At 55.6% G+C, this 24,569-nt stretch carries 24 protein-coding genes; 8 read left to right on the top strand and 16 right to left on the bottom strand.

Annotated features, from left to right (window positions below):
* Positions 1 to 2: 2 nt before the first annotated feature.
* Together K8V32_RS09030 and K8V32_RS09025 are read left to right on the top strand one after the other, a co-directional pair.
* Positions 3 to 1,295 (top strand): THUMP-like domain-containing protein, encoded by a 1,293-nt coding sequence (locus K8V32_RS09030; RefSeq protein WP_303906096.1) that lies wholly within the window; start codon positions 3 to 5, stop codon positions 1,293 to 1,295.
* Positions 1,296 to 1,324: 29 nt separating this feature from the next.
* Complete coding sequence (locus tag K8V32_RS09025) at positions 1,325 to 2,308, top strand: universal stress protein (protein ID WP_303906093.1); 984 nt, start codon at positions 1,325 to 1,327, stop codon at positions 2,306 to 2,308.
* A 38-nt stretch (positions 2,309 to 2,346) separates the two neighbouring features.
* Here the strand turns inward: K8V32_RS09025 and K8V32_RS09020 are convergent, their stop codons facing one another.
* From K8V32_RS09020 to K8V32_RS09005, 4 genes are read right to left on the bottom strand one after another with little or no spacing between them, the layout of a single operon-like run.
* A complete protein-coding gene (locus tag K8V32_RS09020) occupies positions 2,347 to 3,102 on the bottom strand; it encodes an iron ABC transporter ATP-binding protein (protein ID WP_303906089.1) in 756 nt (251 codons plus the stop codon).
* Positions 3,099 to 4,124, bottom strand: a complete 1,026-nt coding sequence (locus K8V32_RS09015) for an iron chelate uptake ABC transporter family permease subunit (protein WP_303906085.1) — start codon at positions 4,122 to 4,124, stop codon at positions 3,099 to 3,101. Before K8V32_RS09015 ends, K8V32_RS09020 begins: the two co-directional genes overlap by 4 nt.
* Complete coding sequence (locus K8V32_RS09010; RefSeq protein ID WP_524536724.1) at positions 4,117 to 5,094, bottom strand: ABC transporter permease; 978 nt, start codon at positions 5,092 to 5,094, stop codon at positions 4,117 to 4,119. The genes K8V32_RS09015 and K8V32_RS09010 overlap by 8 nt, the downstream gene beginning before the upstream one ends.
* A 54-nt stretch (positions 5,095 to 5,148) precedes the next feature.
* Positions 5,149 to 6,159 (bottom strand): siderophore ABC transporter substrate-binding protein, encoded by a 1,011-nt coding sequence (locus tag K8V32_RS09005; RefSeq protein ID WP_303906082.1) that lies wholly within the window; start codon positions 6,157 to 6,159, stop codon positions 5,149 to 5,151.
* Between the two features lie 482 nt (positions 6,160 to 6,641).
* Here K8V32_RS09005 and K8V32_RS09000 point away from each other — a divergent pair, with 482 nt between their 5' ends.
* Positions 6,642 to 7,817, top strand: coding sequence for a glutamate--cysteine ligase (locus K8V32_RS09000; RefSeq protein ID WP_303906080.1), 1,176 nt, complete (start codon positions 6,642 to 6,644; stop codon positions 7,815 to 7,817).
* A gap of 41 nt (positions 7,818 to 7,858) precedes the next feature.
* On the opposite strand, the gene tsaD is transcribed toward K8V32_RS09000, so the two are convergent.
* From tsaD to rarD, 8 genes are read right to left on the bottom strand one after another with little or no spacing between them, the layout of a single operon-like run.
* Positions 7,859 to 8,932 (bottom strand): tRNA (adenosine(37)-N6)-threonylcarbamoyltransferase complex transferase subunit TsaD, encoded by a 1,074-nt coding sequence (gene tsaD / locus K8V32_RS08995; protein ID WP_303906077.1) that lies wholly within the window; start codon positions 8,930 to 8,932, stop codon positions 7,859 to 7,861.
* Between the two features lies 1 nt (position 8,933).
* Positions 8,934 to 9,452, bottom strand: a complete 519-nt coding sequence (locus K8V32_RS08990) for a GNAT family N-acetyltransferase (RefSeq protein WP_303906074.1) — start codon at positions 9,450 to 9,452, stop codon at positions 8,934 to 8,936.
* Positions 9,449 to 10,123, bottom strand: a complete 675-nt coding sequence (gene tsaB, locus K8V32_RS08985) for a tRNA (adenosine(37)-N6)-threonylcarbamoyltransferase complex dimerization subunit type 1 TsaB (protein WP_303906071.1) — start codon at positions 10,121 to 10,123, stop codon at positions 9,449 to 9,451. Before tsaB ends, K8V32_RS08990 begins: the two co-directional genes overlap by 4 nt.
* The gene (gene tsaE / locus K8V32_RS08980) at positions 10,120 to 10,623 is read right to left on the bottom strand and encodes a tRNA (adenosine(37)-N6)-threonylcarbamoyltransferase complex ATPase subunit type 1 TsaE (protein WP_303906068.1); all 504 of its coding nucleotides are present in this window, start codon (positions 10,621 to 10,623) and stop codon (positions 10,120 to 10,122) included. The genes tsaB and tsaE overlap by 4 nt, the downstream gene beginning before the upstream one ends.
* Positions 10,623 to 11,738 (bottom strand): alanine racemase, encoded by a 1,116-nt coding sequence (gene alr, locus K8V32_RS08975; protein ID WP_303906065.1) that lies wholly within the window; start codon positions 11,736 to 11,738, stop codon positions 10,623 to 10,625. The genes tsaE and alr overlap by 1 nt, the downstream gene beginning before the upstream one ends.
* A gap of 47 nt (positions 11,739 to 11,785) precedes the next feature.
* Positions 11,786 to 13,282 carry a bifunctional ADP-dependent NAD(P)H-hydrate dehydratase/NAD(P)H-hydrate epimerase gene (locus K8V32_RS08970; protein WP_303906062.1) on the bottom strand — a complete coding sequence of 499 codons (1,497 nt, stop codon included), beginning with the start codon at positions 13,280 to 13,282 and terminating at the stop codon, positions 11,786 to 11,788.
* A complete protein-coding gene (locus tag K8V32_RS08965; protein WP_043058709.1) occupies positions 13,282 to 13,632 on the bottom strand; it encodes a holo-ACP synthase in 351 nt (116 codons plus the stop codon). The genes K8V32_RS08970 and K8V32_RS08965 overlap by 1 nt, the downstream gene beginning before the upstream one ends.
* Positions 13,629 to 14,621 (bottom strand): EamA family transporter RarD, encoded by a 993-nt coding sequence (rarD, locus tag K8V32_RS08960; protein ID WP_303906057.1) that lies wholly within the window; start codon positions 14,619 to 14,621, stop codon positions 13,629 to 13,631. Before rarD ends, K8V32_RS08965 begins: the two co-directional genes overlap by 4 nt.
* A 54-nt stretch (positions 14,622 to 14,675) precedes the next feature.
* On the opposite strand from rarD, the gene coaA reads away from it, so the two are divergent.
* From coaA to mscL, 3 genes are read left to right on the top strand one after another with little or no spacing between them, the layout of a single operon-like run.
* On the top strand, positions 14,676 to 15,779 hold the full coding sequence (gene coaA, locus K8V32_RS08955; RefSeq protein ID WP_303906054.1) for a type I pantothenate kinase: 1,104 nt from the start codon (positions 14,676 to 14,678) through the stop codon (positions 15,777 to 15,779).
* A gap of 2 nt (positions 15,780 to 15,781) precedes the next feature.
* The gene (locus tag K8V32_RS08950; RefSeq protein ID WP_303906052.1) at positions 15,782 to 16,831 is read left to right on the top strand and encodes a M15 family metallopeptidase; all 1,050 of its coding nucleotides are present in this window, start codon (positions 15,782 to 15,784) and stop codon (positions 16,829 to 16,831) included.
* A gap of 59 nt (positions 16,832 to 16,890) precedes the next feature.
* The gene (mscL, locus tag K8V32_RS08945; RefSeq protein ID WP_303906050.1) at positions 16,891 to 17,280 is read left to right on the top strand and encodes a large conductance mechanosensitive channel protein MscL; all 390 of its coding nucleotides are present in this window, start codon (positions 16,891 to 16,893) and stop codon (positions 17,278 to 17,280) included.
* A 67-nt stretch (positions 17,281 to 17,347) separates the two neighbouring features.
* Here mscL and K8V32_RS08940 read toward each other — a convergent pair whose 3' ends face one another.
* Complete coding sequence (locus K8V32_RS08940) at positions 17,348 to 17,635, bottom strand: hypothetical protein (protein WP_303906047.1); 288 nt, start codon at positions 17,633 to 17,635, stop codon at positions 17,348 to 17,350.
* A complete protein-coding gene (gene glmM, locus K8V32_RS08935; RefSeq protein WP_303906045.1) occupies positions 17,632 to 18,975 on the bottom strand; it encodes a phosphoglucosamine mutase in 1,344 nt (447 codons plus the stop codon). Before glmM ends, K8V32_RS08940 begins: the two co-directional genes overlap by 4 nt.
* 723 nt (positions 18,976 to 19,698) lie before the next feature.
* On the opposite strand from glmM, the gene K8V32_RS08930 reads away from it, so the two are divergent.
* Entirely contained in the window at positions 19,699 to 21,159 is a 1,461-nt protein-coding gene (locus K8V32_RS08930; protein ID WP_303906043.1) for an ABC transporter substrate-binding protein/permease, read from the top strand.
* Positions 21,159 to 21,935 (top strand): amino acid ABC transporter ATP-binding protein, encoded by a 777-nt coding sequence (locus tag K8V32_RS08925; protein WP_303906039.1) that lies wholly within the window; start codon positions 21,159 to 21,161, stop codon positions 21,933 to 21,935. The genes K8V32_RS08930 and K8V32_RS08925 overlap by 1 nt, the downstream gene beginning before the upstream one ends.
* 494 nt (positions 21,936 to 22,429) lie before the next feature.
* Here the strand turns inward: K8V32_RS08925 and K8V32_RS08920 are convergent, their stop codons facing one another.
* Together K8V32_RS08920 and K8V32_RS08915 are read right to left on the bottom strand one after the other, a co-directional pair.
* Complete coding sequence (locus K8V32_RS08920) at positions 22,430 to 23,872, bottom strand: aldehyde dehydrogenase family protein (RefSeq protein WP_303906036.1); 1,443 nt, start codon at positions 23,870 to 23,872, stop codon at positions 22,430 to 22,432.
* A 53-nt stretch (positions 23,873 to 23,925) separates the two neighbouring features.
* Complete coding sequence (locus K8V32_RS08915; protein ID WP_303906033.1) at positions 23,926 to 24,222, bottom strand: hypothetical protein; 297 nt, start codon at positions 24,220 to 24,222, stop codon at positions 23,926 to 23,928.
* Positions 24,223 to 24,569: the final 347 nt, after the last annotated feature.

Raw genomic sequence — 24,569 nt, 5'->3', positions numbered from 1 at the left:
TTGTGTCTGATTCAACTGCTTCTGAACTTGCCGGCGTCCTGACCCCGAAGGGGTTTAAGCTACTCAACGAGTTATGGCGCAGCGGTGAGTATGCCAGCGCTGATACGCTCGCGCTTGCTGAACGACTTCGTGGCCAGGGTTATGCGCCACCCATCGTGAATTCAGTGTTGACACAACTGAAATTACGGACTCAAGCTGCCGCAAAATTTGGGCCCTTCGTTGAACAGATGCTCTTTACCGACGCCGGTCTACAACAGGCCACCTCGTTACAAGTTGCCGCACATCATGCACGGCGTTTTGCTCGTGCCGGAGTCGATGAGGTTATCGACCTGGGTTCGGGGCTGGGAGCAGATTCGCTGGCCATCGCCGGATTGGACATTGCCGTAACCGCCGTCGAAATTGATGAGACCACCGCCGCAGCAACCACGATCAACCTCATGCCGTTCCCACATGCCAGTGTCGAAGTTGCTGATGCGATGCAATGGGTTACCGACCACCCCGCCGCCGAAGGAACCGCTCGCGGTTACTGGCTGGATCCGGCACGTCGTGAGACCCTCTCGTCGGGCACCGTGCGGATTTTTGATCCCGAGGCGTTCTCCCCTCCCCTGTCCTTCGTTGAGGAACTGGCCGACGCCGGCTACCCGTTGGGGGTTAAACTCGGTCCGGCTCTGGCGCACAACGTCATTCCTGACACTGCTGAAGCCCAGTGGGTTTCCTTACACGGCAGCGTGGTCGAAGCCGTGTTGTGGTTCAACCTGGCCCAACGTTCCGATATTCGCCGGGCAGCACTGGTCATTGACGCCTCCGGTGCCGCAGAGCTCACGTCGTCAACCAATTTTGGTAGCTCCCCACAGGTTCCGGTTACTGGAATCGCCGGCGCCACCGGGTATCTCTATGAACCCAACGGCGCAGTAATTCGTTCCGGACTGGTCACCGACCTGATGGTGGAACGCTTTATGAACGACGATCCAACCAATGCTGCCGCCGGACGGCAACTCGATGAGCACATCGCCTATTTCTGTTCTGATGTGTATCAGGAGACGCCGTTTGCCACCGGCTATCGGATCATCGAAGTGCTGCCCTATAAGATCAAGACATTGCGTGGGTACGTCAAAGAACACAATGTCACTCGGCTCGATATTAAAAAGCGTGGCGTCGATGTCTCACCGGAAGAGTTGCGACGCACACTGATGCAGGGACGCAATACCAAAAAACCGGCATCCGGTGAACACCTGACCCTGGTGCTGACACGTGTCGGCGATGCCCGATATGCAATGGTTGTCCAACCAATCTAACGCACCCCATGGTCGTTGTGATGCGTGGTATGACGCCGTGGTCTACCATGGAAGCAATCACGATCCTAGTCATGGAGGTCTTCGGCATGAGCATCCCATCATCATCTGAGCACAAGAACCCGGGCGTCGTCGTTGGATTCGACGGTTCACCCCATGCCATTGATGCACTGTACTGGGCTGCTCAAACAGCTGCCTTGCGCAATGCACCGTTGACGGTCGCCTCAGCATTTGTGTTTCCATATAGCGATTACATTCGCAGCATGTCCGGCGCCCAGGTCGAAGATCCGGCTCGCCGGCTGGCCGAAGACAAACTCGCTGAGGCTGAGAAACTGCTAGCAGAGCAGCGTTACCCGGGTGAGGTCTCTTATCGAGCACTGATCGGGGATGCAACCGATTGGTTGGTCAAATTATCTGCCGATGCCCAACTCATTGTGGTGGGTCGCCGTGGCCTGGGCAAATTCTGGGGTAGTGTACTGGGTTCGGTTGCTTCAGCCTTGCCCGCTCACGCACATTGCCCCACCGTGATCGTCTACAGTGCAGACTCCGGTGATGAAGCAGAAACCAAGGGCATCGCAACCACTCCGGATACCCGGCCGGTTGCGGTGGGGGTAGATGGTTCCGACCTCGCTCGTAATGCAGCACTGGTGGCCGCCCAGGAGGCCAAGCGGCTGGGCGTCACGCTGGAACTGATCCAGGCTCAACCCCATTTCACAGGCACCTCGACCGTCTGGTATTTGGCGTCCAACGAGAAAATGGAACAACAGATTCACGAGGACATGATGAGCTCGTTGATGGCCGAAGTGCAGGTCTTGCAACACGAGGTTCCCGGGGTCGAGATATCACCGGTGGTCGAGCGGAAACTGCCGGCCGAGGCCATGATCGATTGCACACAACGCGCCCAGCTGACCGTACTGGGCACGCGTGGTCATGGCGGCTTCGCCAGTCTTTTGCTGGGGTCGGTTTCTCGAACCACACTATCGCATGCGCGCGGAACCGTGATGATCGTCCCGTAGGCAAAGAAGTGTTACTGATGCCATGACGTCACGCGCGATTAGAAGTAGACGGCAAGTGGTCCATCGACGTCGTCGATAATACGCACCGAGGTGCCGAAAATTTCGGTCAGAACCGAGGACTTCATGGTGTCTGCACACGTGTCGAAATGCGTGACCTGGCCGTCATTCATGGCCAAGATATTGTCTGAGTACCGGGACGCGAAGTTAATGTCGTGCATCACGACGATCACGGTGCGACCCAGCTCATCGGCTGCGGCACGCAACTGGCGCATCATCTGTACCGAGTGGCTCATATCCAGGTTATTTAGCGGTTCGTCTAAGAACACATATTCAGTGTCTTGTGCCAGCACCATCGCAACATAAGCCCGCTGTCGCTGTCCGCCGGAGAGTTCATCTAAATATCTGTCCTGCAGCGCCCCAAGGTTTAAGAAATCTAGGGCCTCATTGATGTGGCGCTCGTCTTCGACTGTGAGACGTCCACGCGAATGCGGGTAGCGGCCAAAACCGATTAGCTGACGGACGGTGAGTCGAGTGACGAAGTGGTTTTCCTGACGCAGAATAGCCAGTTTCTTGGCGACGTCGTTGGATCTGGCTTTGGCCACATCCAACCCACCAACGGTGATGCGTCCAGTATCCGGGTTCAGGAGGCGACCCATCATCGTCAATACCGTGGATTTTCCTGCACCGTTGGGGCCGACCAACGAGGTAATGCCCCCGGACGGGATCTCCACGCTGATAGGTCCGATGGTGGTTTCGGTTCCATAGGTTTTTGTAACGTTTTCCAGGGTAATCATAGCCGCCCCTTCCGCATGATGACGATAAGAAATACTAGCCCACCGATCAACTCAACGATGATGGTAACCGCACCCTGGGCGTAAAAAATGTGCCGCAAGACAAAATATGCGCCAGTCAGCAGAACATACCCGAGCAGAAACGCCAGCGGAAACACTGCTTTATGGCTGTAGGTGTCAGCGATCGAATAGGCCATCGTTGCGACCAAGAAGCCCAGGAAGGTCATGGGGCCGACCAGCGAGGTGGTCATGGCCATAAGAATGGACACCGCGATGAGTACTTTGACCAACTCTCTGCGGTGCGTCAAACCCAGGTTGGTTGAGACGGCCGAGCCCAAAGACAGTGCATCCAGACGCCGAGAATTCAGTCCCAACCAAATAGCCACAATCCCAACGACTGGCACCGCATACGGTAAGTATTCGGTGCTGGCATTGGAAATGTTGCCCATCAGTCGGGCGGTGAGGATGTCGAATTCGTTGGGGTCAAGCATACGCTGCATGAATGTGGTCAGCGATGCCAGTCCAGCTCCCATCACCACCCCGACCAGCAGCATGGTGTGTACGTTAGTGAATTTTGATCCCAGCAGCCAGGTGTAAAGCAACGTGGCAAAGGCGACCATAACTACGACCTGGAAGAAGTAGGAGACAATCCCGCGGGTCAGGGTTGCACCGACGGCACCGAAAAAGAACACTGCGGCCGTATTGATCAGGCCATACAGTGCCTCGAATCCAAGGATCGAAGGGGTGACAATCCGGTTTGCCGTGACGGTGTGGAATGCGACGGTAGCAAATGAATGGGCTAGCGCGACCACTGCAATAACCACAACCGAGACCACACGGGATTCGGCGATCTTCCAGAATCCTGTACTGCCAAATGGCATGGGGTTTCCGTAAACGATTGTGGCGATCGTCAACCCAATGGCGGCAATAATCAAGCCGATGAGTGAAAACAGCCACCGGCGGTGGTGTTTGGTATTGACAAAATTTGAAGTGCGATCAACAGTTATAGCGGTTGTGCTAGCCACGACGCCCCCTTCTAACGATGAGGAAGACGAATACGGTAGCACCGAGTACTCCCAGAATCATCGACACAGGAACTTCAAAAGGCATAATGATCGTTCGGCCGATGATGTCGGTCAGCGTAATCACCACGATGCCCACCATCACGACCCAGGGCAGGTTTGTGCGTAAGTTATCGCCTCGAAACATTGACACGATGTTGGGAACGACTAATCCTAAAAATGGCAGTGAGCCCACAACCACTGAGACAACGCCGGTGGTCACGGCGATGATCGAAATACCCACGATCATCACTGTGCGATAGTTCAATCCAACCGAGGTGGCGATTTCCTCGCCCAGTCCGGCAACGGTGAATCGATCGGCAATAAAGTAAACGATGATCGTGGTGATCGCCACGATCCATAGCAGCTCATATCGTCCTCGGGTGACTCCGGTAAAGGAACCAGCAAACCAGATGCCGAGATTTTGCAGCATATCGGTCTGTAGGGCAACAAATGTTGATACCGACCCGACGACTGCGCCTAACATGAGCCCCACGATTGGTACAACCAGCGAGGATTTCAGGGCCACGCGCTGTAAGAAAGCGAAGAAGATTAAGGTCCCGACCAGGGCAAAAACTATCGCGATGACCATACGCAGCAACAGCGAGGGCTGCGGAACGAAGATATAGGCCAGGATGAGGCCGAGTCCGGCCCATTCAATGGTCCCGGTGGTGGAGGGTTCCACGAACCGGTTTTGGGTCATTAACTGCATAATCAGTCCGACGACCGCCATGGATGCCCCGGAGAGTATCAGGGCAAGGGTGCGGGGGACGCGAGTGATAAAGAACATCTCGCGTCCGCCCTCGGAGTTCAGATCATAAACCCCGATAAATAATGATGCTATGACCAGGCTGATGGTAACCATCAGCCCGATCAGCAACGGCCATGTGCGTGACCAGATTCCTGGTTTTTTCGATACGTCGATCGATGGCACGAGCCCGGTGGGGCGAGTTTGGGAAATTTTCGTCACGCAGCAGAGCCTTTTATATTATTCCGACCACATATCAGCCAGTTCGTTGAGGACAGTGGTGTAGTTCTGAATGTCCTCAGCTACATAGAAATCAGCTGGCATGTAGTAGATATTATCGTTTGCTACCGCAGGTACATCCTGCAGTGCTTCAGATTCTTCAATGAGTTCTTTGGCACCAGCGGAGGTGCCGTCACCGACGGCAGCGTCGCGGTCCATAACAATCAAGAATTCTGGGTTAGCCGAGGCGATGGCTTCAACCGAGATGTCATCACCCTGGTGGTCGCTTGAACCTTCATCTTCAAGCGCCGGGGTCATGTCAAGAATGTCATAGAGTGGGCCGATTGCGCGACCGGTGGTTGGAGCGGCGTAGTTGATATCGCCACCGGAGGTGACCAGTCCGGTTACTGAGACCTCAGAATCATATGCTTCTTTGGCACGGTCGAGCGCCTCGTCGAAATCAGCGATCAGGGTTTCGGCGTCATCCTGGTGTCCGAAAACTTCGCCGAGCAGAGTGATTTGATCGCGGAACTCTTGGTCGATAGCACCAGATTCAGTGTCGATGTTGGTGTCGACAATTGGGACACCCTCATCGCTGGCTTCAGCGATGGCTTCGGCGTGCTGGCTGAAGCGCTGGCCGTTGATCACCAGGTCAGGCTGAGCCGCGGTGACCAATTCCATGTCTGGTTCACGGTGGTTTCCGAGGTTGAGAATGTCTTCATTCTGAGTGTATTTCTCTAACACTGGTAGGTCATCAGCCATCAGGTCAACTGGTGCAGCAGACAGATCAATATCCCACTCGGCAAGGGTGCGGAATACCCGGTTATCAGTAGCAATAACCGACTCCGGTTCTGTTGGAACAGTATGGGTGGTACCGGCCATATCGGTTACTTCAACAGTTGCAGCGTCGCCACCATTGCTTTCAGCTTCCGCAGTATCGTCTGAATTTGCGGTCCCGCAAGCGGATAGCCCGAGGGCACCAACCGCAAGCAGGGCGGCTACACGATAACGTGTCAGTCCAAAATTTTTCACGTTCAGTCTCCAAAATGACAGAGTAAAATAACAGATTAGCACTCTTGTGCACTTAGGCACGCCTAAGCTAACAATTGATCAGTTTAGGCAGCCTGCGTCAATTAGCGCAAGGTGAGATGCTGTTATTCAGGTCACACTCAAAAGCGCAGCTCTACAAGAGGCACCGGAATCCAATAAAGTACTCGGAATCAATGAGATATCTTTGATTGAGTGGAAGTTATTGACTGTTATTCATGCTGGCGATCTCATTCAAGTGTGATCTAACGCTCGACACAATTGGGTAATGTTGGTTGTTGTCCGACGATGCACGACAAATTTTCTGCTGCAATATTACGCGTGCGCAGATCTTACCGAAGCCGAAGTAGACCATTTTTGCTGTTTCAGATATGAGACTTGGACAGCCATTGGGAAATATGGGGCTGACTCACGACATCCGACAGCTTTGCCGCACTCTGGTGCCCGGTACTATTGACGAAAAGATCATGACGAAAGGCTTCAAGGTGCGTTTGGAATTTGCAAAGTCTTCCCAGTCGACCGTTGGTATCGAATGGGAGCTTGGGCTTGTCGATAGTGCCACCGGCGAGTTACGCAATGTTAGCGATAACATTTTGGCAAATCTGAATGTCCCTTCGGATGCGCCATTTCAGATTGTTGGCGAGTTTATGCTCAACACATTGGAATTGGTCACCGGGGTATGTCAAAGGGTCGGAGACGGACTAGACCAGCTGGCCACCGCGGGACAACATATTCTTGATTTGATCGCAGATGACGATCTGACCTTGTTTTCACAAGGCACGCACCCTTTTGCCAACCCGTTCCAGGAACGAGTCTCCTCCGGGTATCGTTACCGGAAGCTGTTGGACCGCACCCAGTACTGGGGCCAGCAAATGCTGATCTATGGGGTACACGCGCACATCGGGCTAGACCACATTAACAAAGCAATGCCGGCGCTGAATTATCTTATTCAGTACTATCCACACATGCTGGCACTGAGTGCCTCTAGTCCATACTGGGTTGGTTACGATACCGGCTATGCTTCACAGCGTACATTGCTGTTCCAGCAGTTACCTACCAGCGGGTTGCCGTTTCAGTACTATGACTGGGCTGACTACGAAAACGTCGTCGAGCAGTTGTCCACCGTCGGGGTCATTGATGACGTCAGCGAGATTCGTTGGGATGTCCGGCCGGTACCCCGATACGGCACCATCGAACAGCGGGTGTGCGATGGAGTGTCCACTCTGCAGCAGGTGGGAGCTATTACCGCGTTGACCCAATGTTTGGTACACGAAGTTGTCGGCGGCGACGTCGATGCACTGGAACACGTCGATATTTTGCCCCCTTGGTATGTACAAGAAAATAAGTGGCGCGCAGCCCGCTATGGTCTGGACACCATCGCTATTATCGATACGGCAGGCACAGAGATGTTGGTGACGGATCATCTGGAACTGGTGTTAAACCGCCTTGAACCTATCGCCGATCATCTAGGGTGTGCCAAGGAGCTGCAGTGGGTCGAAGACATGTTGCGCGCGGATAACTCCGCGGCCCAACAGCGTGCTGAGACGCAGTCGAAGTTCGGCGATAGACTGTCTCAGCAGCAGGCGACAAACCTGGTGTTGAGCTCTGCCGCGGAGACCGTTCGTTCGATCCGCAACTGGTAAACTTCTTGGCCGTGTTCGCAGCCTTGCAGTTGGTATGCGGTTTAGACGCTGACCAGGTTGACCGATTGGGTCGGATCAGCGGAAAAATTCATCGGCGATGGTTCTACTGCATCCGCGACGAGTTGCGCACCCAGGGCGGCAACCATCGCACCGTTATCCGTGCACAGATTGATCGGTGGAATGGTCAAGCCAATGCCTGCGGCCGCAGTGCGTTCGGTGAGCAAGGCGCGCAACCGAGAATTTGCAGCAACTCCCCCGCCCAGCAGAATGTGGTCGATACCGTGCTCGGTTGCTGCCAAGACTGCCTTATGCGTAATGACGTCAGCCACCGCTTCCTGGAAGGACGCTGCGATGTCGTTGACCGGAATATCCATGTCGCGTCGTTGAAATTGTTCCACGGCACGAGACACCGCGGTTTTGAGTCCAGAAAATGACCAGTTGTATCGATCTTTGCCGGGTTCCTGGGCGTTACCCATGAACTTGGGGGCCGTGAGTCCGCGGGGAAATTTGAAGGCGGTGGGATTGCCCTGGCGTGCCATCGTGTCGATCACCGGTCCACCGGGGTATCCTGCGCCGATCAGTCGGGCGACTTTATCGTAGGCCTCGCCTGCTGCGTCGTCGATTGTGGAACCCAGGAGTTCGACGTCGGAGGTGAGCGAGTTGATCTTCAACATTTCAGTGTGCCCACCGGACACGAGCAGCGCACCGAGTTGGTTGACGTTGTGGAGGTCAGCGCCGACGTCGTCGAGAAAGCCCACGCCGATGTGGGCAATGAGGTGGTTGATCCCATAGAGCGGTTTGCCGGTGGCTACTGCCAGAGCTTTGGCACCGGCAACTCCGACCATCAGAGCGCCGGCGAGTCCGGGGCCGGCGGTGACTGCGATGGCATCAACGTCGTCGAGGGTGATGTTGGCTTCGGCCAGGGCCGCTTCCAGTACGGGTAGAAATTCGGTGACGTGTGCGCGGGCGGCGATTTCGGGGATGACCCCGCCAAAGGCCACGTGTTCATCCATGGATGATGCAACCTGGTGAGCCAGCAGGGTGGTCCCAGATACGATGCCGATGCCGGTTTCATCGCACGAGGTTTCGATCCCTATTACGATCGGGGATGTCATGTTACTCCTTGGTCCTGCTGGATGTTTCTGGTTCGCGCAGGTGTTTACGCATGATCCAGGCGTCTATTCCGCCAGGATAATACTTAGGTCTGGTGTGGATATGAGTGAATCCGTTGTCGGCATAAAGCCGTTGGGCGGTGTGGTTGTCGGCCCGAACCTCTAACAAAATGTCTTTGGCGCCCAGTGCGCAGGCGATGCGGATGCACCAGATGAGCAGGGCAGCACCGAGTTTTTTGCCGACGTGGTCGGGGTGAATGCCGATGGTGGTGATGTCAGCGAATGGTGGGCCAAATATGATCCCGGCAAAACCGACAAGGTCGTGGTTATGGGTGATGACCTGATAGAACGTGTGCGGGTTGGCGGCATTGGATGCCTGGTATTCGGCTTCAAAGAGTTGGTAGGACCAGGCGTCCGGACCAAAGATCAGGGCATCGAGTTTGGTGATCTCGGTGAGATCCGCGGCCGTCCAGGTACGCTGGGTGTAGCCGGGTGGCAACTGCAGTGGTGCTGGCGCGTTCATTTACGTAATTGTTTTGGGATTTGGGCATCGTGGCCGCGCAAGTACTGCGGTTCCACTGGCAGCAGTGCCTGGCCGCGACGGAGTACCAGAGCGCCATAGGCTGCGATATCTGCGGCATCCGGTACGGCGTCGGTGAAGTTGGTCATACCGTAGAGGTGTTGTGGATATAGGCCTGCGCCGGCGCCGTAGACGGGCAGTTCGGTGACTTCGGATGGAGCGGTAACAAAGGGCCCGTGGAGGCGTTGGGGCTGGCCGCCGATGTTGTCATAGTGGGCCCAATAGACCTCTTTGCGGCGGGCATCGGTGGCGACGATGAATTCATCGACCCCGCTGCGCAAGGCTTCTGGCGCCACTCGGTGGGCCAGCCCATCCAGGCTGAGGACGCCGTGGGCCGGGATATCCCAGGTGTGGGCCAGGGTTTGGGCGGTGACAATCCCTGCGCGTAGTCCGGTAAAGGGGCCGGGGCCGACACCAACGAATAAGCCGTCCAGGCCCTGTGGTGCCGTCGGGTCGAGTCCGGCGTCGGTGAGCACCCGGGTGATAAAGCCGGCTAAGACTTCTGAGTGGTTCCGTTGGGAATCGGTGGCCCGGTGTGCCACGATCTGCTCGTCGCGCAGGATGGCCGCCGAGGCGGTGGCGGAGGTATCGAGCGCTAAGAATATTTGGCTCATATCAGCTGGATTCCTTCCCAACGTTGCCCGTGCCCGGTGATAATCGCCGTGCGGGGCTCTTGGATGTCGTCGTCTGAAAAATCCGTGATGAGTTCGTCGTAGGGCGCATCGGGGCGAAGGAGTTCAATGTCCAGGTAGGCATCGGTCAGGGCTTCGGCAGTGCCGCGGCCCCATTCCACGACGACCACGGAGTCTGCTAGCCAAGATTCTAAATCGAGGCTGGCGAGTTCGTCGGCGCCGGTGATGCGGTAGGCATCGACGTGAACGAGGTTCAGGCCGTCGTCGGGATGATGATGGTGACGGGCCAGGACAAAGGTTGGCGACGTAATAGGCGCGGTGATGCCCAGTGCCCTGGCCAGTGACTGAGTGAAAGTGGTTTTACCGGCGCCGAGTTCGCCGGTCAAAATAATGACGTCACCGGCGCGTACCTGTTGGCCAACGGCAACGGCTAGGCGTTGGGTGGCTGCAAGGTCGGCAAGTTCTATTTCCTGGTGCATCATTACACCCACTGTTTATGCACCCGGGGCACCCTGCACCCGATGCGAGTGACCAGCTCGTAGTTGATGGTGCCGGCGGCAAGAGCCCAGGCGTCCGAAGAGATCCCAGATTTTTCGCCGAATAATTCGACTTCAGCACCAACGGGTGCGGTGGTTACATCATTGCGCTCGGTTTGTAGATCGACGACAAATTGGTCCATGGCGATCGTACCGGCAACGCGGTAGAACTTGCCCTGAATCCATACCGGTGCTCCCACGGCGGTACGCGGCACTCCGTCGGCATATCCGGCGGGTATCAGGGCCAGTCGGGTGGGCAGTTCGCAACGGTAAGCATAACCATAGGACACCCCGGTGCCCACATCGGCGGGTTTATTATTGGCTACGGTGGTCCCAAAGCTCATGACCGGGCGCAGCCCGAGGTCCTGGGCAGTACGGTCGGGAAATGGGCTCAGCCCGTAGATGGCCACCCCGGCCCGGACCATGTCCAGGTGGGTATCGGGGCGTGATAGCAAGGCCGGTGAGTTGGCCACGTGTCGCACATCAACGGTCAGACCGTGCTTGCGAGCGATTTCTACTGACTCATGGTAGAGGCTCAGTTGAGCATCGACGTCGGCGTCGCCTTCTGGGTCATCGGCGTTGGCAAAGTGGGTGAAGACGCCCACAACCCGCAGGGTTCCGGCTTGTTGAAGTTCGGAGGCACGCTTGCACAGGTCATCCCAGATTTCTGGTACCGCCCCGTTGCGGGATAGGCCGGTGTCAATTTTCAGGTGAACGCGAGCAGGCAGATCGGCATTGCCCGCGGCCTCCGCCACGGCTTCAAGTTCTGGGCCAGAGACCCCAATGTCAATGTTGTGTTCGATGGCCGCTTGAAATGGTGTGTTAATCGTGTGCAACCAGGCCAGCAGGGGCGCGGTAATACCGGCTTCGCGCAACCTCAGGGCTTCGGTAATATGGGCGGTGCCCAGCCAGGTGGCTCCGGCGGCTATTGCAGTTTGGGCGACTTCTACCGCGCCGTGGCCGTAGCCATCGGCTTTGACCACGGCCATCACCTGGGCAGGTTTGACCCACTGGGCGATGGTGTGAATATTATGCGCCAACGCCGAGTGATCGATGGTCACCCAGCGTTCCGGTTCTGAACTCCAACATGTAGCCATAGTGACGTTTATTATTCCAGACCTTGACGTTTTGCTTGACGAATGTAATCTTCCAGCGTGCTCACGACGACGCCGCCGTCGCGGGCTGCCAGTTCACCGGCCATTGAGTGTAATCGCACGCCGGCACTGAGCGTGTTAAAGAGCTGTTGGCTAAAGTCGTGGTCTTCGGGTCGCAGTCGCGACAGCCCGGCCCCCAGTATTCCTGCCAACGTGTCGCCGGTTCCTGCGGTCGCCAGTTCTGCGGTGCGCCCCGGGTGCAGACCGCGGACGCCGTGGGGACCAAACACATAAGTGGTGGCTGATTTCAACACGATCCACGCTCCAAAGCGTCGCGCGAATTCTTCAGCCTGGTCGACAACCGAATGCTCAGCAAGATCCGGGGCTAGTCGTTGTGTGAGACGTCGCATCTCCCCTACGTGGGGCGTCAACACCAGGGCCGCAAATCCCCGCTCGAATACCTCGGCTTGCAAGACGTCGAGTGCTGAGGCGTCGACTAAGACTGGAATTTGTAGTCGTAGTGCTGCTTGGAGTGCTGCACCGGTGGCCTCTTTGGCTCGTCTGGTTTGCCCAAGCCCAGGCCCAACCACAACGCAGGTCGCTTTATCCGTAAGGTGGTCTGCAACAACAGCCTGCGGGTTGGCGCTGATAACTTTATCTGCAACCGTTTTGCCACGTGGCGGTTCAGCAACCAGGCTAATGTACCCGACCCCGGTCGCGGCTGCAGCATTGACCACCAGTACGGCCGCGCCAGGATATTCTGCTGATCCGGCCACTACACCGAGCACACCGCGCGAATATTTATGCACATCCCAGGCAGGTGTCCCATAGCTTTGAGCTACGTCAGGGATTTCTGCAATCCACCATGGGTGCTCAATGGCTGTCAGGTGGTCGTTAATGCCGATGTCGACGACGCGGATCATACCGCTGTGTTGACTTCCGGCTTCAGCCAACAGTCCCACCTTGGGTGCGGCAAAGGTCACAGTCAAATCAGCTGCCAACGCTGCCCCGGGTATCTGGCCGGTATCGGCCAAGATGCCCGATGGAATGTCACAGGCAATGACGGCGGCCGTTGTCGGAAGGCTAAGATCATTCGTCGCTAGGTAGCCGGGCAGATCAAAGCTGCCAGAAAATCCGGTACCGAACACCCCGTCTAGGATGGCGGCAGTATCGGGAGCAATCTCATCGACGATGCGACCACCTGCACGGCGAAATGCGACCAGGCCCTCCGGATGCAGATCGGTTGTGGTCGTATTGATGGGGATGGCCGCAATGGCAATGCCGCGTTTGGCGAGAAAACTGAGTGCCCACAGTGTATCGCCGCCGTTATTGCCTTTCCCGATCAGTCCGATGACTCGGCTGCCGTAGGTTCGGCCGCGGGTTGCCAATAGTTGAAGGGTGTGGTGTGCGAGTCCCCATGCGGCGCGACGCATCAGGACCGGACCGTCACCAGCTTCCAGTCGCGGCGTCTCGGCCGCGCGAATCTGGGTTCCGGTATAGCAGCGACGCATTAGCCCTCGGCCACAACCATGGCGGTGGCCCAGCCGCCGTCGTGGGATAAGGACAGATGCCAGCGTCGGACACCTTTGGCTTCGGCGATGTCGGCAACGGTTCCAGTGACCACCACGTAGGGCACACCGGATGCTTCGCGACCGATTTGGCAGTGCTGCCAGTTCATGCCGGCTGGAGCGGAAAGGGCTTTGGCAACGGCCTCTTTGGCGGCGAATCGGGCCGCCAGCGACTGCAGGCTTAATTCGCGTTCAGCCGGAGTAAATAGACGCTCACGAAGTTTCGGAGTCCGTTCCAGCTGTCGCTCAAAGCGCGCAATGTCAACCATGTCCACACCTATGCCAATGATCATGATGTGTAGTCTACCGGTTCTTCTCGGGCAGTTTGCGATGTTGTGATTCGTAACTTCGGGTTCTGTCGTATCTGTCGTAGAACATCTGCAATAAGAATAATCACCGCCACCCAGACCAAAATAAACCCGATCCAACGGCCCGTTGACATGGCCTCATGGAATACGAAATACCCAAAGAGGAATTGCGCAATAGGTGCAATGTATTGGAACATGCCCACCGTTGATAGCGGCAATCGTGCGGCAGCTGCGGCAAATAACACCAACGGGATAACGGTGACGAACCCCACCACCGGCAGAGTGACACTTTGTACGGTATCGAATGTTTCAAAGACGCCTATACCTGCGGCGGTACCCAGTAGTCCCATTGAAGCCAAGACCAACCACACCGTTGATGGCACTGCTAACCATAGGGTTTCGACGGTCAGTCCGGTCAGCGAGTCTACCGACGGGCCGGTTTTATTTTTGACCAGGCTATAAAGCGCAAATGAGCAGGCCAGTGTCAGGGAAATCCACGGCAAGTGGCCATGTTCTACGGTCAACACGATCACGGCGATACATGACACGATCACCGCTGTCCACTGCAAGCCTCGCAACCGTTCTTTGAGAAGCACAACCCCCAGCACGATAGTCACCACGGGGTTGATAAAATAGCCTAACGAGGCTTCCAGCACGCGGTTGGTTGCCACCGCATAAATATATATGGCCCAGTTAATCAAGATGAGGTGTCCGGCCAAGATGAGCAATAAATGGTCACGTCGGGTCTTCATCGCGGTACCCAACCGTTTCCATGCCCCACGCATACACGAGATAGCAGCCAGTGTGACGCCGAGCGCAAAAATAATGCGCCATGCCAGTAGGTCAACCGGATGGCTTGTCATGTAATAGGCGAACACGATCGGCAGAACGCCCCACAGCAAATATGCCAAGAACGCTTGGATATATCCGCTGTTGCCCGTGGGTATGGTCGGCTGCTCTTGTGGCTGTTTCACCGATCTCCTGATTCTAAACTCTGTTAATTACCCTTGCCGGTAGCTAAGCTGGGTATGAATAATTGTCTTCTGTCCGGTTTGATGAGCCATAATGAGGAGGTGAATTTCCACATTCGTGATGCGACCAGCTCTGCTGCAGGAGCCCCCGATTCACCAAACACTCCGGTGAGTCCGGTAACTGAGCCCATCAATTTCGTGGGCTCACCCCCGGTCGAGCCACAGCAGTCGTACTCGCCATTTATTGAACTTGACCGTGCTACATGGTCAAGACTAGCCCACGAGCTAGAACAACCTTTCGACCAGTCTGACGTCGAGAGGCTGCGGGGGCTGGGAGATCAACTGTCCCTAACCGAAGTGGCTGAGGTCTATCTGCCGCTATCCCGCCTGCTGAGCATCTACGTCGAAGCCTCTGCCAAACTCCGGGAAGCTTCCAATAAATTTCTGGGTGAGACCACGCGCCGCACCCCATTTGTCATTGGTGTTGCAGGTTCGGTGGCAGTCGGCAAGTCGACGATTGCCCGCGTGTTGCAGGAAATGTTGCGTCGCTGGCCCAACACCCCACGGGTGGAGTTGGTGACCACCGATGGTTTCCTCTATCCCAATGCTGAGCTGCGACGGCGGGGTCTGATGGAGCGCAAAGGCTTTCCCGAGTCATTCGACCGCCGCCGTTTGCTGCGTTTTGTCTCAGATGTCAAAGCTGGGGTCCCGGAAGTGCGGGCCCCGATGTATTCGCATCTGACCTATGACATTGTGCCCAATCAACAAATTGTGGTGCGGCGTCCAGATGTGTTGATTGTCGAAGGGCTCAACGTGTTGGCCCCGCCGCGGCCACGTTCCGATGGCACCTCTGGTCTATCGGTGTCTGACTTTTTCGACTATTCCATCTATGTTGATGCCCCGCACGAAGCAGTTCGCAACTGGTATGTCAAGCGCTTTATGAAACTGCGTTCGGGGGCCTTTGCCAACCCAGATTCCTACTTTCACCGCTATGCGGCCCTGACCGATACGGAAGCCATTAAAACTGCCACCGGTATTTGGGATCGGATCAACGGACCGAATCTGATCCAAAACGTCTTGCCTACTCGGGGCAGAGCTAAACTAGTATTGACCAAGAACGCAGACCACTACGTCAGACGCGTCCTGATGAGGAAAATCTGAGCATGCCACGAAACACAACGGTGACTGTGACCGCTGCTGCGGTCACGTTGGCGTGTCTTGGAGCAAGTATTTATGTCTCCCCGCCCGTTGTTGCTGAGACCATGGGACGCCAGGTGCAAGAATTTTCGCCGCTGAAACCAGAAACGTATCCAGTGACTTCAAGCGATGACAGCGATATGAAGCTGACAGTTGCCCCTGGTCGAAAACAGTCAAGTGCCACCAAGTCTTCAACGTCTTCGGAGTCGTTACCGTCATCACCACAGTCATCAGAGCCTGTCCCCCGGCAGGTCGATGAGGTCACACTCACCCCGGTGACGGCCCAGGAGGAACGCGCAAACACGAACAGCACGCCGTCGCCGACCATGAGCACACCTGCTCTACCCAAAATTGAAGTAGCCCTGCCCGAGTCAACGACGCCTGACTCAACAGACCAGGAGACGCAGGATGCATCGCACATCCCCGAGGATCTGGAGTCCCCGGATTCGATAACGGTTATCGTCAATAAACTACGCCCCCTGCCGGCTGACTACGAACCGACAGATCTGGTGGAGTTACCCAGCCAGTTCGGGACAAGTGCTCCCATGCTGCGAAAAGAAGCCGCCGAAGCAACACAAGCGATGTTTGAAGCTGCCCATCAGGACGGCATCAACCTGACGGTCATCTCAGCGTATCGATCGTATGATTACCAGACCCAACTGTATGACAACTACGTTCGCCGATACGGCACGACGAATACCGATGAAATGTCGGCTCGACCAGGATTTTCCGAGCACCAAACGGGATTGGCACTTGATGTTGATACACCAGGAGGTCAGCACACCCTAAAACAAAGCTTTGGTGATACCCCAGCCGGACAGTGGCTGGTTGAGCGGGCTCACGAGTTTGGGTTTGTTATTCGCTACCCTGAAGACGAGGACGAATACACGGGTTTTTCCTACGAACCATGGCACTTACGCTACTTCGGTGAACAATATGCACAGCATATTGTCGAGCATTCTGGCGTTGCAGAACGCGAATTTGAATTAGATCCAGCGCCAGATTACCAAGAATAGACCCATCGTGACGCATATCTCATACTGTAATGATGGGGTTTGACCTTATACTATGAGTTATGTTCAAGGGATTTAGAGACTTCTTAGCGCAGGGTAATGTTATGGACCTTGCCGTTGCTGTAATTATTGGTGCCGCCTTTACACAGGTCGTGACGGCTCTAACAGACTCAGTCTTAATGCCGCTGATCTCCGCGCTCGTCGGTTCGCCGAATTTCGACGATTTCGCCAAAATCACCCTCAACGGCAACGAAATCGCATTTGGTGTCCTGCTCACCGCCCTGGTGAACTTCTTACTGGTTGCAGCTGCCGTGTATTTCTTCATCGTGACCCCGATGAATAAGCTCATCGCAATGCGTAAGCGCGAAGAAGAAGACGAAGAAGAAACTCCAGAAGAAATTGCGCTGCTGCGTGAAATTCGCGATGCTTTGACAAATCGGCCACGCGTCTAAAACTTCTCACACGAAAAAAGACACATCAGCCCTCCGGTGCCTTATCGGAGGGCTGATGTATCGTCCCCTAGAAATTCGGGATGCACGGCATCCAGTTGTACGGTGGATTTTCACAGACCGGAATAGCCATCAGACCCATGGCTAATGCGGCGGCAAGCACACCAGCTACTACTAGAATGCCAAAGACTAGGAGCCGTCGAGTTGTCAGGTTTTTTGGTGGGTCTGCTGAAACATCCTGCGGGTCATGCCCGGCAAGCACGTTGGCTTCCCGATGGAACTCATCGACGTCGCGACGGAAATATCCTTCGGCTTTCGGTGACTCTTCCTCGGCGGGGTGCTCGTTAGGTGCACTCACAGTGAGAGGTTTTCCGACACCACACTCGCCAGCAGTTGGGCCTGGGATTCTGCGGTGTCTTTGTCAGCTGCTTCGACCATGACGCGAACCACTGGCTCGGTGCCCGATGGGCGTAGCAGTACGCGTCCCGTTTCGCCAAGTTGGGTCTCGACTTTGGCAACCGCCTCGGCAACGATACCGTTCTTGCCGACCCCATCTTTATCGACGTCTTTGACGTTGATCAACACTTGTGGCAGTCGCGTCATGACTTCTGACATCTCAGCCAGGGTCTTCTTGGTTTCTTTTAATCGCGCGGCAAGGTGTAGCCCGGTCAAAATCCCGTCGCCGGTCGTGGCCCATTCAGAGAAGATGATATGGCCGGATTGCTCGCCACCCAGAGAATAGTCTTTCTGGTGCATAGCCTCTAGCACGTACCGATCTCCCACCTTGGTTTCCACGACATTGACCCCGTGTGCTTGCATTGCCAGCTTCAACCCGAGATTACTCATAACCGTGACAACCAAGGTGTCATCTTTGAGTTTGCCTTGTTCTTTCAGAGCCAACGCCATGATCGCCATGATCTGATCGCCGTCGACGACGGTGCCGCTGTGATCTACAGCTAAGAACCGGTCAGCGTCCCCGTCCAATGCGATGCCAAGATCAGCACCGTGTTCAAGTACGGCAGCCTGAAGGTTTTCCATATGGGTGGAGCCATAGTTTTGGTTAATATTCAGACCATCTGGGTCGGCCCCGATCAGTGCGACCTCGGCGCCAGCGTCTGCAAAAACCTGCGGTGCCACTGCAGAACCTGCTCCGTGGGCGGCGTCGATGACGACTTTGAGCCCATCCAGTCGGTTCGGCAGTGATTTCAGTAGATGGATGACATAACGGTCTTCCGCATCGGAAAACCTGCGCACACGGCCGACTTCGGCACCAATGGGACGTAAGGGAGGTTGGCTCAGTTGCGCTTCAATACGGGCTTCTTGTGCATCGGTGAGTTTATCGCCACCGCGTGCTAGAAATTTGATGCCGTTGTCTGGAGCTGGGTTGTGTGACGCGGAGATCATGACACCAAAATCAGCATTGATGTCATCTACCAGATAGGCGGCTGCTGGGGTTGGCATGACACCGGCGTCATAGACGTCAACGCCCGATGATGCCAGACCGGCTGACACGGCGGCGGTGATAAATTCCGAAGAAATACGCGGGTCCCTTGCCACCACGGCTTTGGGGCGTGCTCCGTTGGAATTCTCGAATCCGAGGACAGCTGCCCCGGCTTGGGCAAGTTCAATTGCGAGTTCGACGGTAATTTTTTCGTTGGCTATGCCTCGAACACCGTCAGTACCAAATAATTGTGACATTGTTACCAATTCTGTGTGACCGGCGAATCACCCGGTGCGGGATCGGGATGATTCAGTTATAGATCTTATCGAACAAGCGGGGAGCTACCGCCTAAGTCGTCGCTATACTCCCTGAGCACAGACCCCGGGCCACAAAATGCGCGATTCCGGAGTGTGCGCCGAGAAAGTGTTCTTACTAGGGTAAAACACGATGTTCTAGACATCTTGCATTGATACATTGCCAGCCCGAGATTTATCATGCGATCGCCCTGGCGTTCATGCGGCATGCCACTTAATGGCTGCAATACGTTTGGGGCATCCGGCTGAATATATGCGTTTGGCGATTGCAGCTGAGAGGATCCTTGGGTCTTGCCGCGGCCGAAGTGAATTGACAGCTCGCATAGGCAAATCGTCAGGATGTTCTCGTTGAAAAATATTTCTCCAATGATTGCCGACATCAGCATTCACTCGATATGGCACACTGTGGTTATGTGGATCTGTCATGGAACGGCCTGAGTCTGATGGTGGTGTTGCAACCAGCGCTGAGAATCGTTGTCGATGCGCATATTTCGTCGCGCCCCTTCTCCTATGACAGTACGAAGATTCTCCTATATTACCCATAACAGCTTGATATCGAAGATTCGTCTTGTACTTCAGTAACTTAGCGCAGACGAAGATTGTACAACTGTATCGTGCTCTGATTAGCTATGATTTTATGCCTGACTAACTAATTGGAGTGATGAGATGAGGCAAAATAAGACCTTTGTGTCATGGGTCTTCGCCGGGCTCGTGGCACTCTTCAGCTTCTTGATGGTGCCATCTGCACTAGCAGATACTGCACCCGATGCTGAAGGCGGCGATCCAGAAGGCCAGCTGTATGTCATTGGTACAGACACAACATTTGCGCCATTTGAATTTCGCGACCCTGCCGGCGAACTGGTGGGGATCGATATCGACCTGATGAAGGCTATCGCCGAGGATCAAGGCTTCCGTGTCGAATTTCGGTCCATGGGGTTCAATGCGGCGCTGCAGGCATTGACCGCCAATCAGGTGGACGGGGTGATTGCCGGTGCAGGGATCACGGAAGAACGTCAACAAGTCTATGACTTCTCAGAACCATATTTCACTGGTGAATTGACCATCGCAACCCTGGAAGACTCCGGCATTTCTGGTTGGGAAGACCTTGAGGGCGAATCCGTGGCGGTCAAGACCGGGTCACTTTCCGAAGAGTGGGCTCGCGAGATGCAACAAGACTACGACTTCGAGATCAACGCGCTTGATCAAACTACCACCATGGTGGAATCGGTCAAGTCTGGGCACGATGCAGCACTTGTTGATGACCTGCCAATTATTGCCTACGGGATCCAACAAGGCTCGGGGCTGGAGCTGGTATCAGAACCCGAGCCAACCGGTGACTACGGTTTTCTGGTGAATAAGGACCAGAACCGAGAACTGTTAGCAATGTTTAACGAGGGCCTGGCCAACCTGCAGGAATCCGGTGAATACCAAGAGATTCTTGACCATTACATCGGTGGGGAATCCGGTCCGGATCCGTCAACCTTCTTCGGTTTGTTAGCAACCTCGATGCCAGCGTTGATGGTGGGACTGCGCAATACTTTGCTCATCACCGGCGTCTCATTTGCCATTGCCATGGCACTGGGCTTGATGTTTGGTTTCATGAAGATCTCGTCGAATATTGTGCTGCGTGGGATTTCCACAGCCTTTATCGCCGTCTTCCGTGGCACACCAATTCTGGTCTGGGCGTTCTTCTTTTATTTCGGTCTGCCACAGTTGATCAGCGTCCCAATCTCCATCTGGGTCGCTGGTGCTTTAACCTTGTCACTCAACGGAGCGGCGTACATCGCGGAAATCGTCCGTGGTTCTGTGCAATCAGTCGATCCCGGACAAACCGAAGCGGCCCGGTCCCTGGCACTGACACAAGGTCAGGCCATGCGTAAGGTCGTCCTCCCCCAAGCGTTCAAGATCATGACACCGTCGCTGATCAACCAGTTGGTCATCATGCTCAAGGACTCCTCATTGCTGCTGGCCATTGGTTTTGGCGAGTTGCTGTACCAGGCTCAGCAAATCTATGCGGCGAATTTCCGTACCACCGAGGTGTTGTTGATCGTTGCGGCCATCTACTTCGTGGCGGTCTGGTTGTTGACCGCTCTGGCAAACTTTGTGGATAGAAGGGTGAATAATTAATGTCGAGTCCAGAAACTTCCACAATCCCATTGATCTCCGATGACGAGACCAACGTCATTCGTATCGAGGATCTCCACAAATCATTCGGCGAACATGAGGTACTGCGCGGGATCAATGCCAATGTCAAAACCGGTGAGGTCGTGTGTATTATTGGCCCATCCGGCTCGGGAAAATCTACCCTGCTACGCTGCATCAACGGGTTGGAGTCCATTACCTCAGGCAATATTTGGTTGGGTGGCTTCAACCTGTCCGACGAAAAGATTGACCTCAATGAAGTCCGTAAACACGTTGGCATGGTGTTCCAGCACTTCAACTTGTTCCCCAACATGACCGTGGCTGAAAACATTACGTTAGCGCCGACCCAGGTTAAAAAATATACTCAAGAACGAGCACGCACAGAAGCTCTGGAATTACTACGCCGCGTTGGTCTCGAAGAAAAAGCTGACGCACGACCAGCATCCCTGTCGGGCGGACAGAAACAGCGTGTGGCCATCGCCAGGGCTCTGGCGATGAATCCTGAGATTATGCTTTTTGATGAAGCGACCTCAGCGCTGGATCCCGAAATGGTCGGTGAAGTGCTGGGTGTTATTCGCAGTCTTGCCGATGAGGGCATGACCATGGTGTTGGTGACACACGAAATGGGTTTTGCTCGGGAAGTGGCTGACCGAGTGGCCTTCATCGATGCCGGCGTGATCCAAGAATACGGTCCGCCAGAGCAGATCTTTGGCAACCCGACATCAGATCGGCTCAAGGACTTCTTGTCCAAGGTACTCTGAGAACCTTGGTGCTTGACTCAGCGGGGTGCACATCGATTCCGGTGTGCACCCCGCATCAGGTTTAAGCACTTCAATCTTCAGACACACCACCGATCGACTCTCGAACGGAGAAGCACTGCCCACGCTCAGGTCTTGTTTTGGTTGCGTGCCGGGGGCCAGCCACGGTAGCCGCGTCCGAGCTGACTGATCAGCGCGTCAGACCGCCGTTTGACACCAGCTCGTCAGTGGCCAAATTTTGGGCGCACTGCACCAGCGATGGGCTGCGAACTTAACTCGGGAATCGCTGGGAAGTTTTGGTCTGACCTTCGCATCGCACCACACCAGAACACGACGAAGTCCCGGTCGTTTCATGCTTGCCAATTGGCCAAGACCTCACCTGTGGAAGGCCAGCGGGGCGTCAAAGACGTGGCCGGGGACATCGAGCCTGTGATGTTGTTGCCCAACTAGTGGCTCCCCGCGTGGAAGAAATTGCAAACTGGTGTCCGTGGCGAAGGTTATTGCGGTGGCCGGGTACGGTAGTACTGCGCCGCTCGTTTGTCGGCGGGTGGATTCTTGCCCGCCGACAAGAGCCGTCGAACCAGTCGATTGGCCCAACCCGGTACCGGTTGTGCCAGAAATTTGATCGTGTCATAGTTCGTGGGCTTGTCGAAGACCGCGCGTTGGTGGGTGAATCTTTCTAGTGACCACCGGCCGTGGTATTGGCCGCGACCTGATGCTCCTACCCCACCGAATGGCAGGTGTGGGTTGGCAACGTGCAGGACCGCAATGTTGATGCCGATGGCTCCGGCGACGACATGATCGCAAAAGGTGTCTTTGATGGCATTGGACTCTGTGAATACGTATGCGGCCAGTGGGTGGGCTCGTTGATTGATGCGGTGCACGGCGTCGTCGATCCCGGTGACCTGGATGATAGGTAGAACCGGGCCGAAGAGTTCTCGTGACATCAAGGCGTCGTCTTCAGAGATGTCGGTGATGATTGTCGGTTCGATGAAGCGTTGTTCGGCGTCAATGGTTCCGCCGTGCAGTGTTGTGCCGGTAGAGGCTGCGAGTAGCTCAGCGAGGCTGGCGGTGTGATCGGGGGTGATCATGCGTGGATAGTCTGGATGGTTCTGCGGATCTGGCCCGAATTGCTCAGAGAGCTTAGCCAGCACTGCAACTTGGAATTTCTCAGCGACCGCTTGATGGACATAGATGTGGTTGGGCGCCACGCAGGTCTGCCCGGCGTTGAAAAATTTTCCCCAGACTAATCGGGTCGCGGTCGTGTCAATATTGGCGTCGTCGTGCACATAGACCGGGGATTGGCCACCAAGCTCGAGCGTGTAATCAATATGGTGTTGCGCACAAGTCTGGGCGATGATGGATCCTACGCGTGGTGAGCCGGTGAAAAACACGTAGTCTGGGCCGGCGCTGAGCATCTGGTGGACGACGTTGGGGCCGCCTGTCACGACCCGAACGGCGTGTGGATCGAGATATTGCGGAATGAGTTCGGCCAGGAGGGTTTCGACCGCGGTGGCGATCTCAGAGGGTTTCATTACCACCGCGTTGCCTGCGGCCACCGCCCCGGCCAGCGGGGACAGACTGAGCAGGATCGGATAGTTCCACGGGGAGATGACCAGCACGGTGCCACGGGGTTCGTGTTGAATCTTTGATGACGCGGGCCAGAGGGCAACCGGTGTTCGGACGCGTTGCGGTTTGGCCCAGGAGGAGACCTGTTTCCGCAGGACTTTGATTTCGTGGAGGACCTGACCAATTTCAGCTACCCAGGATTCAAAACCGTTCTTGCCAAGGTCGGTTTGCAGGGCTATTTCGATGGCGTCGGTGTGGTCTTCCAACAGTTGTTGTAGTGCGGAGAGCTGGCCTAAGCGCCATTCGACGCTGCGGGTTCGTCCGGTTCTGTAGACGTGTTGGACTTCGGCAAGGGTCTGTGCAGCGGTCATGGCCTACCTTTCTGATCATCTGGCACCCTACTGTTACTCTACGGTAACAACAATCAATGCGCTGGTGCCGTGCTGTCGGTAGCCAGAGGTAGATCGACGACCAGCTCCATCTCGGAATCTTCAAAGGTTACCGGTCTGACCTGCCGGTAGCGTTGCACCTGGTGTGCGTTGACGTTGCTAAATAATGCTACGACCGCAGGGTGTGGTGCGGACAGTTCGGAGCTCATCGCAAACACTGGGGCAAGCCGAATATATTTTTCGATCCGTGGTGCCAGGGTCCCGGTTTCAATGCACTCGGGTCGGTGCAACGTGGGTGCCACCGCAGCACTGATCCCGGCTGCTTGGCACATCAGTGGCATTGCTGAGTCTGGATGAATCCGAAATTCGGTCCACAGTGGACCGGTGACCTGAATATCCTGGTGGACAAGGTCTTGTATGACATCATGAAATGCTGCCTGGTCGGCTGCGGAAATTCGCCGATAGTCATCATGGATTTGATCCTTTCATAGGTGACGGTATCTCCATGATCCAGCCTCCCGTTACGGGAGGGTCAAATCGCAGCTACTGTGGTTTCCCGTAACCGCCACCACCGGCGGTTTGAATGGTGATGCCTTCACCGGCATGGACTTCGAACCTGGTCATGGATGCTCGTGGTTCATCGCCGTCGGCACCATGGCGGACAACATGGCCTGGCGTG

The organism is Enteractinococcus helveticum, assembly GCF_020742345.1.
GTDB classification, from domain to species: domain Bacteria; phylum Actinomycetota; class Actinomycetes; order Actinomycetales; family Micrococcaceae; genus Yaniella; species Yaniella helvetica_A.
This window is presented reverse-complemented; position numbering and strand designations above follow the sequence as displayed.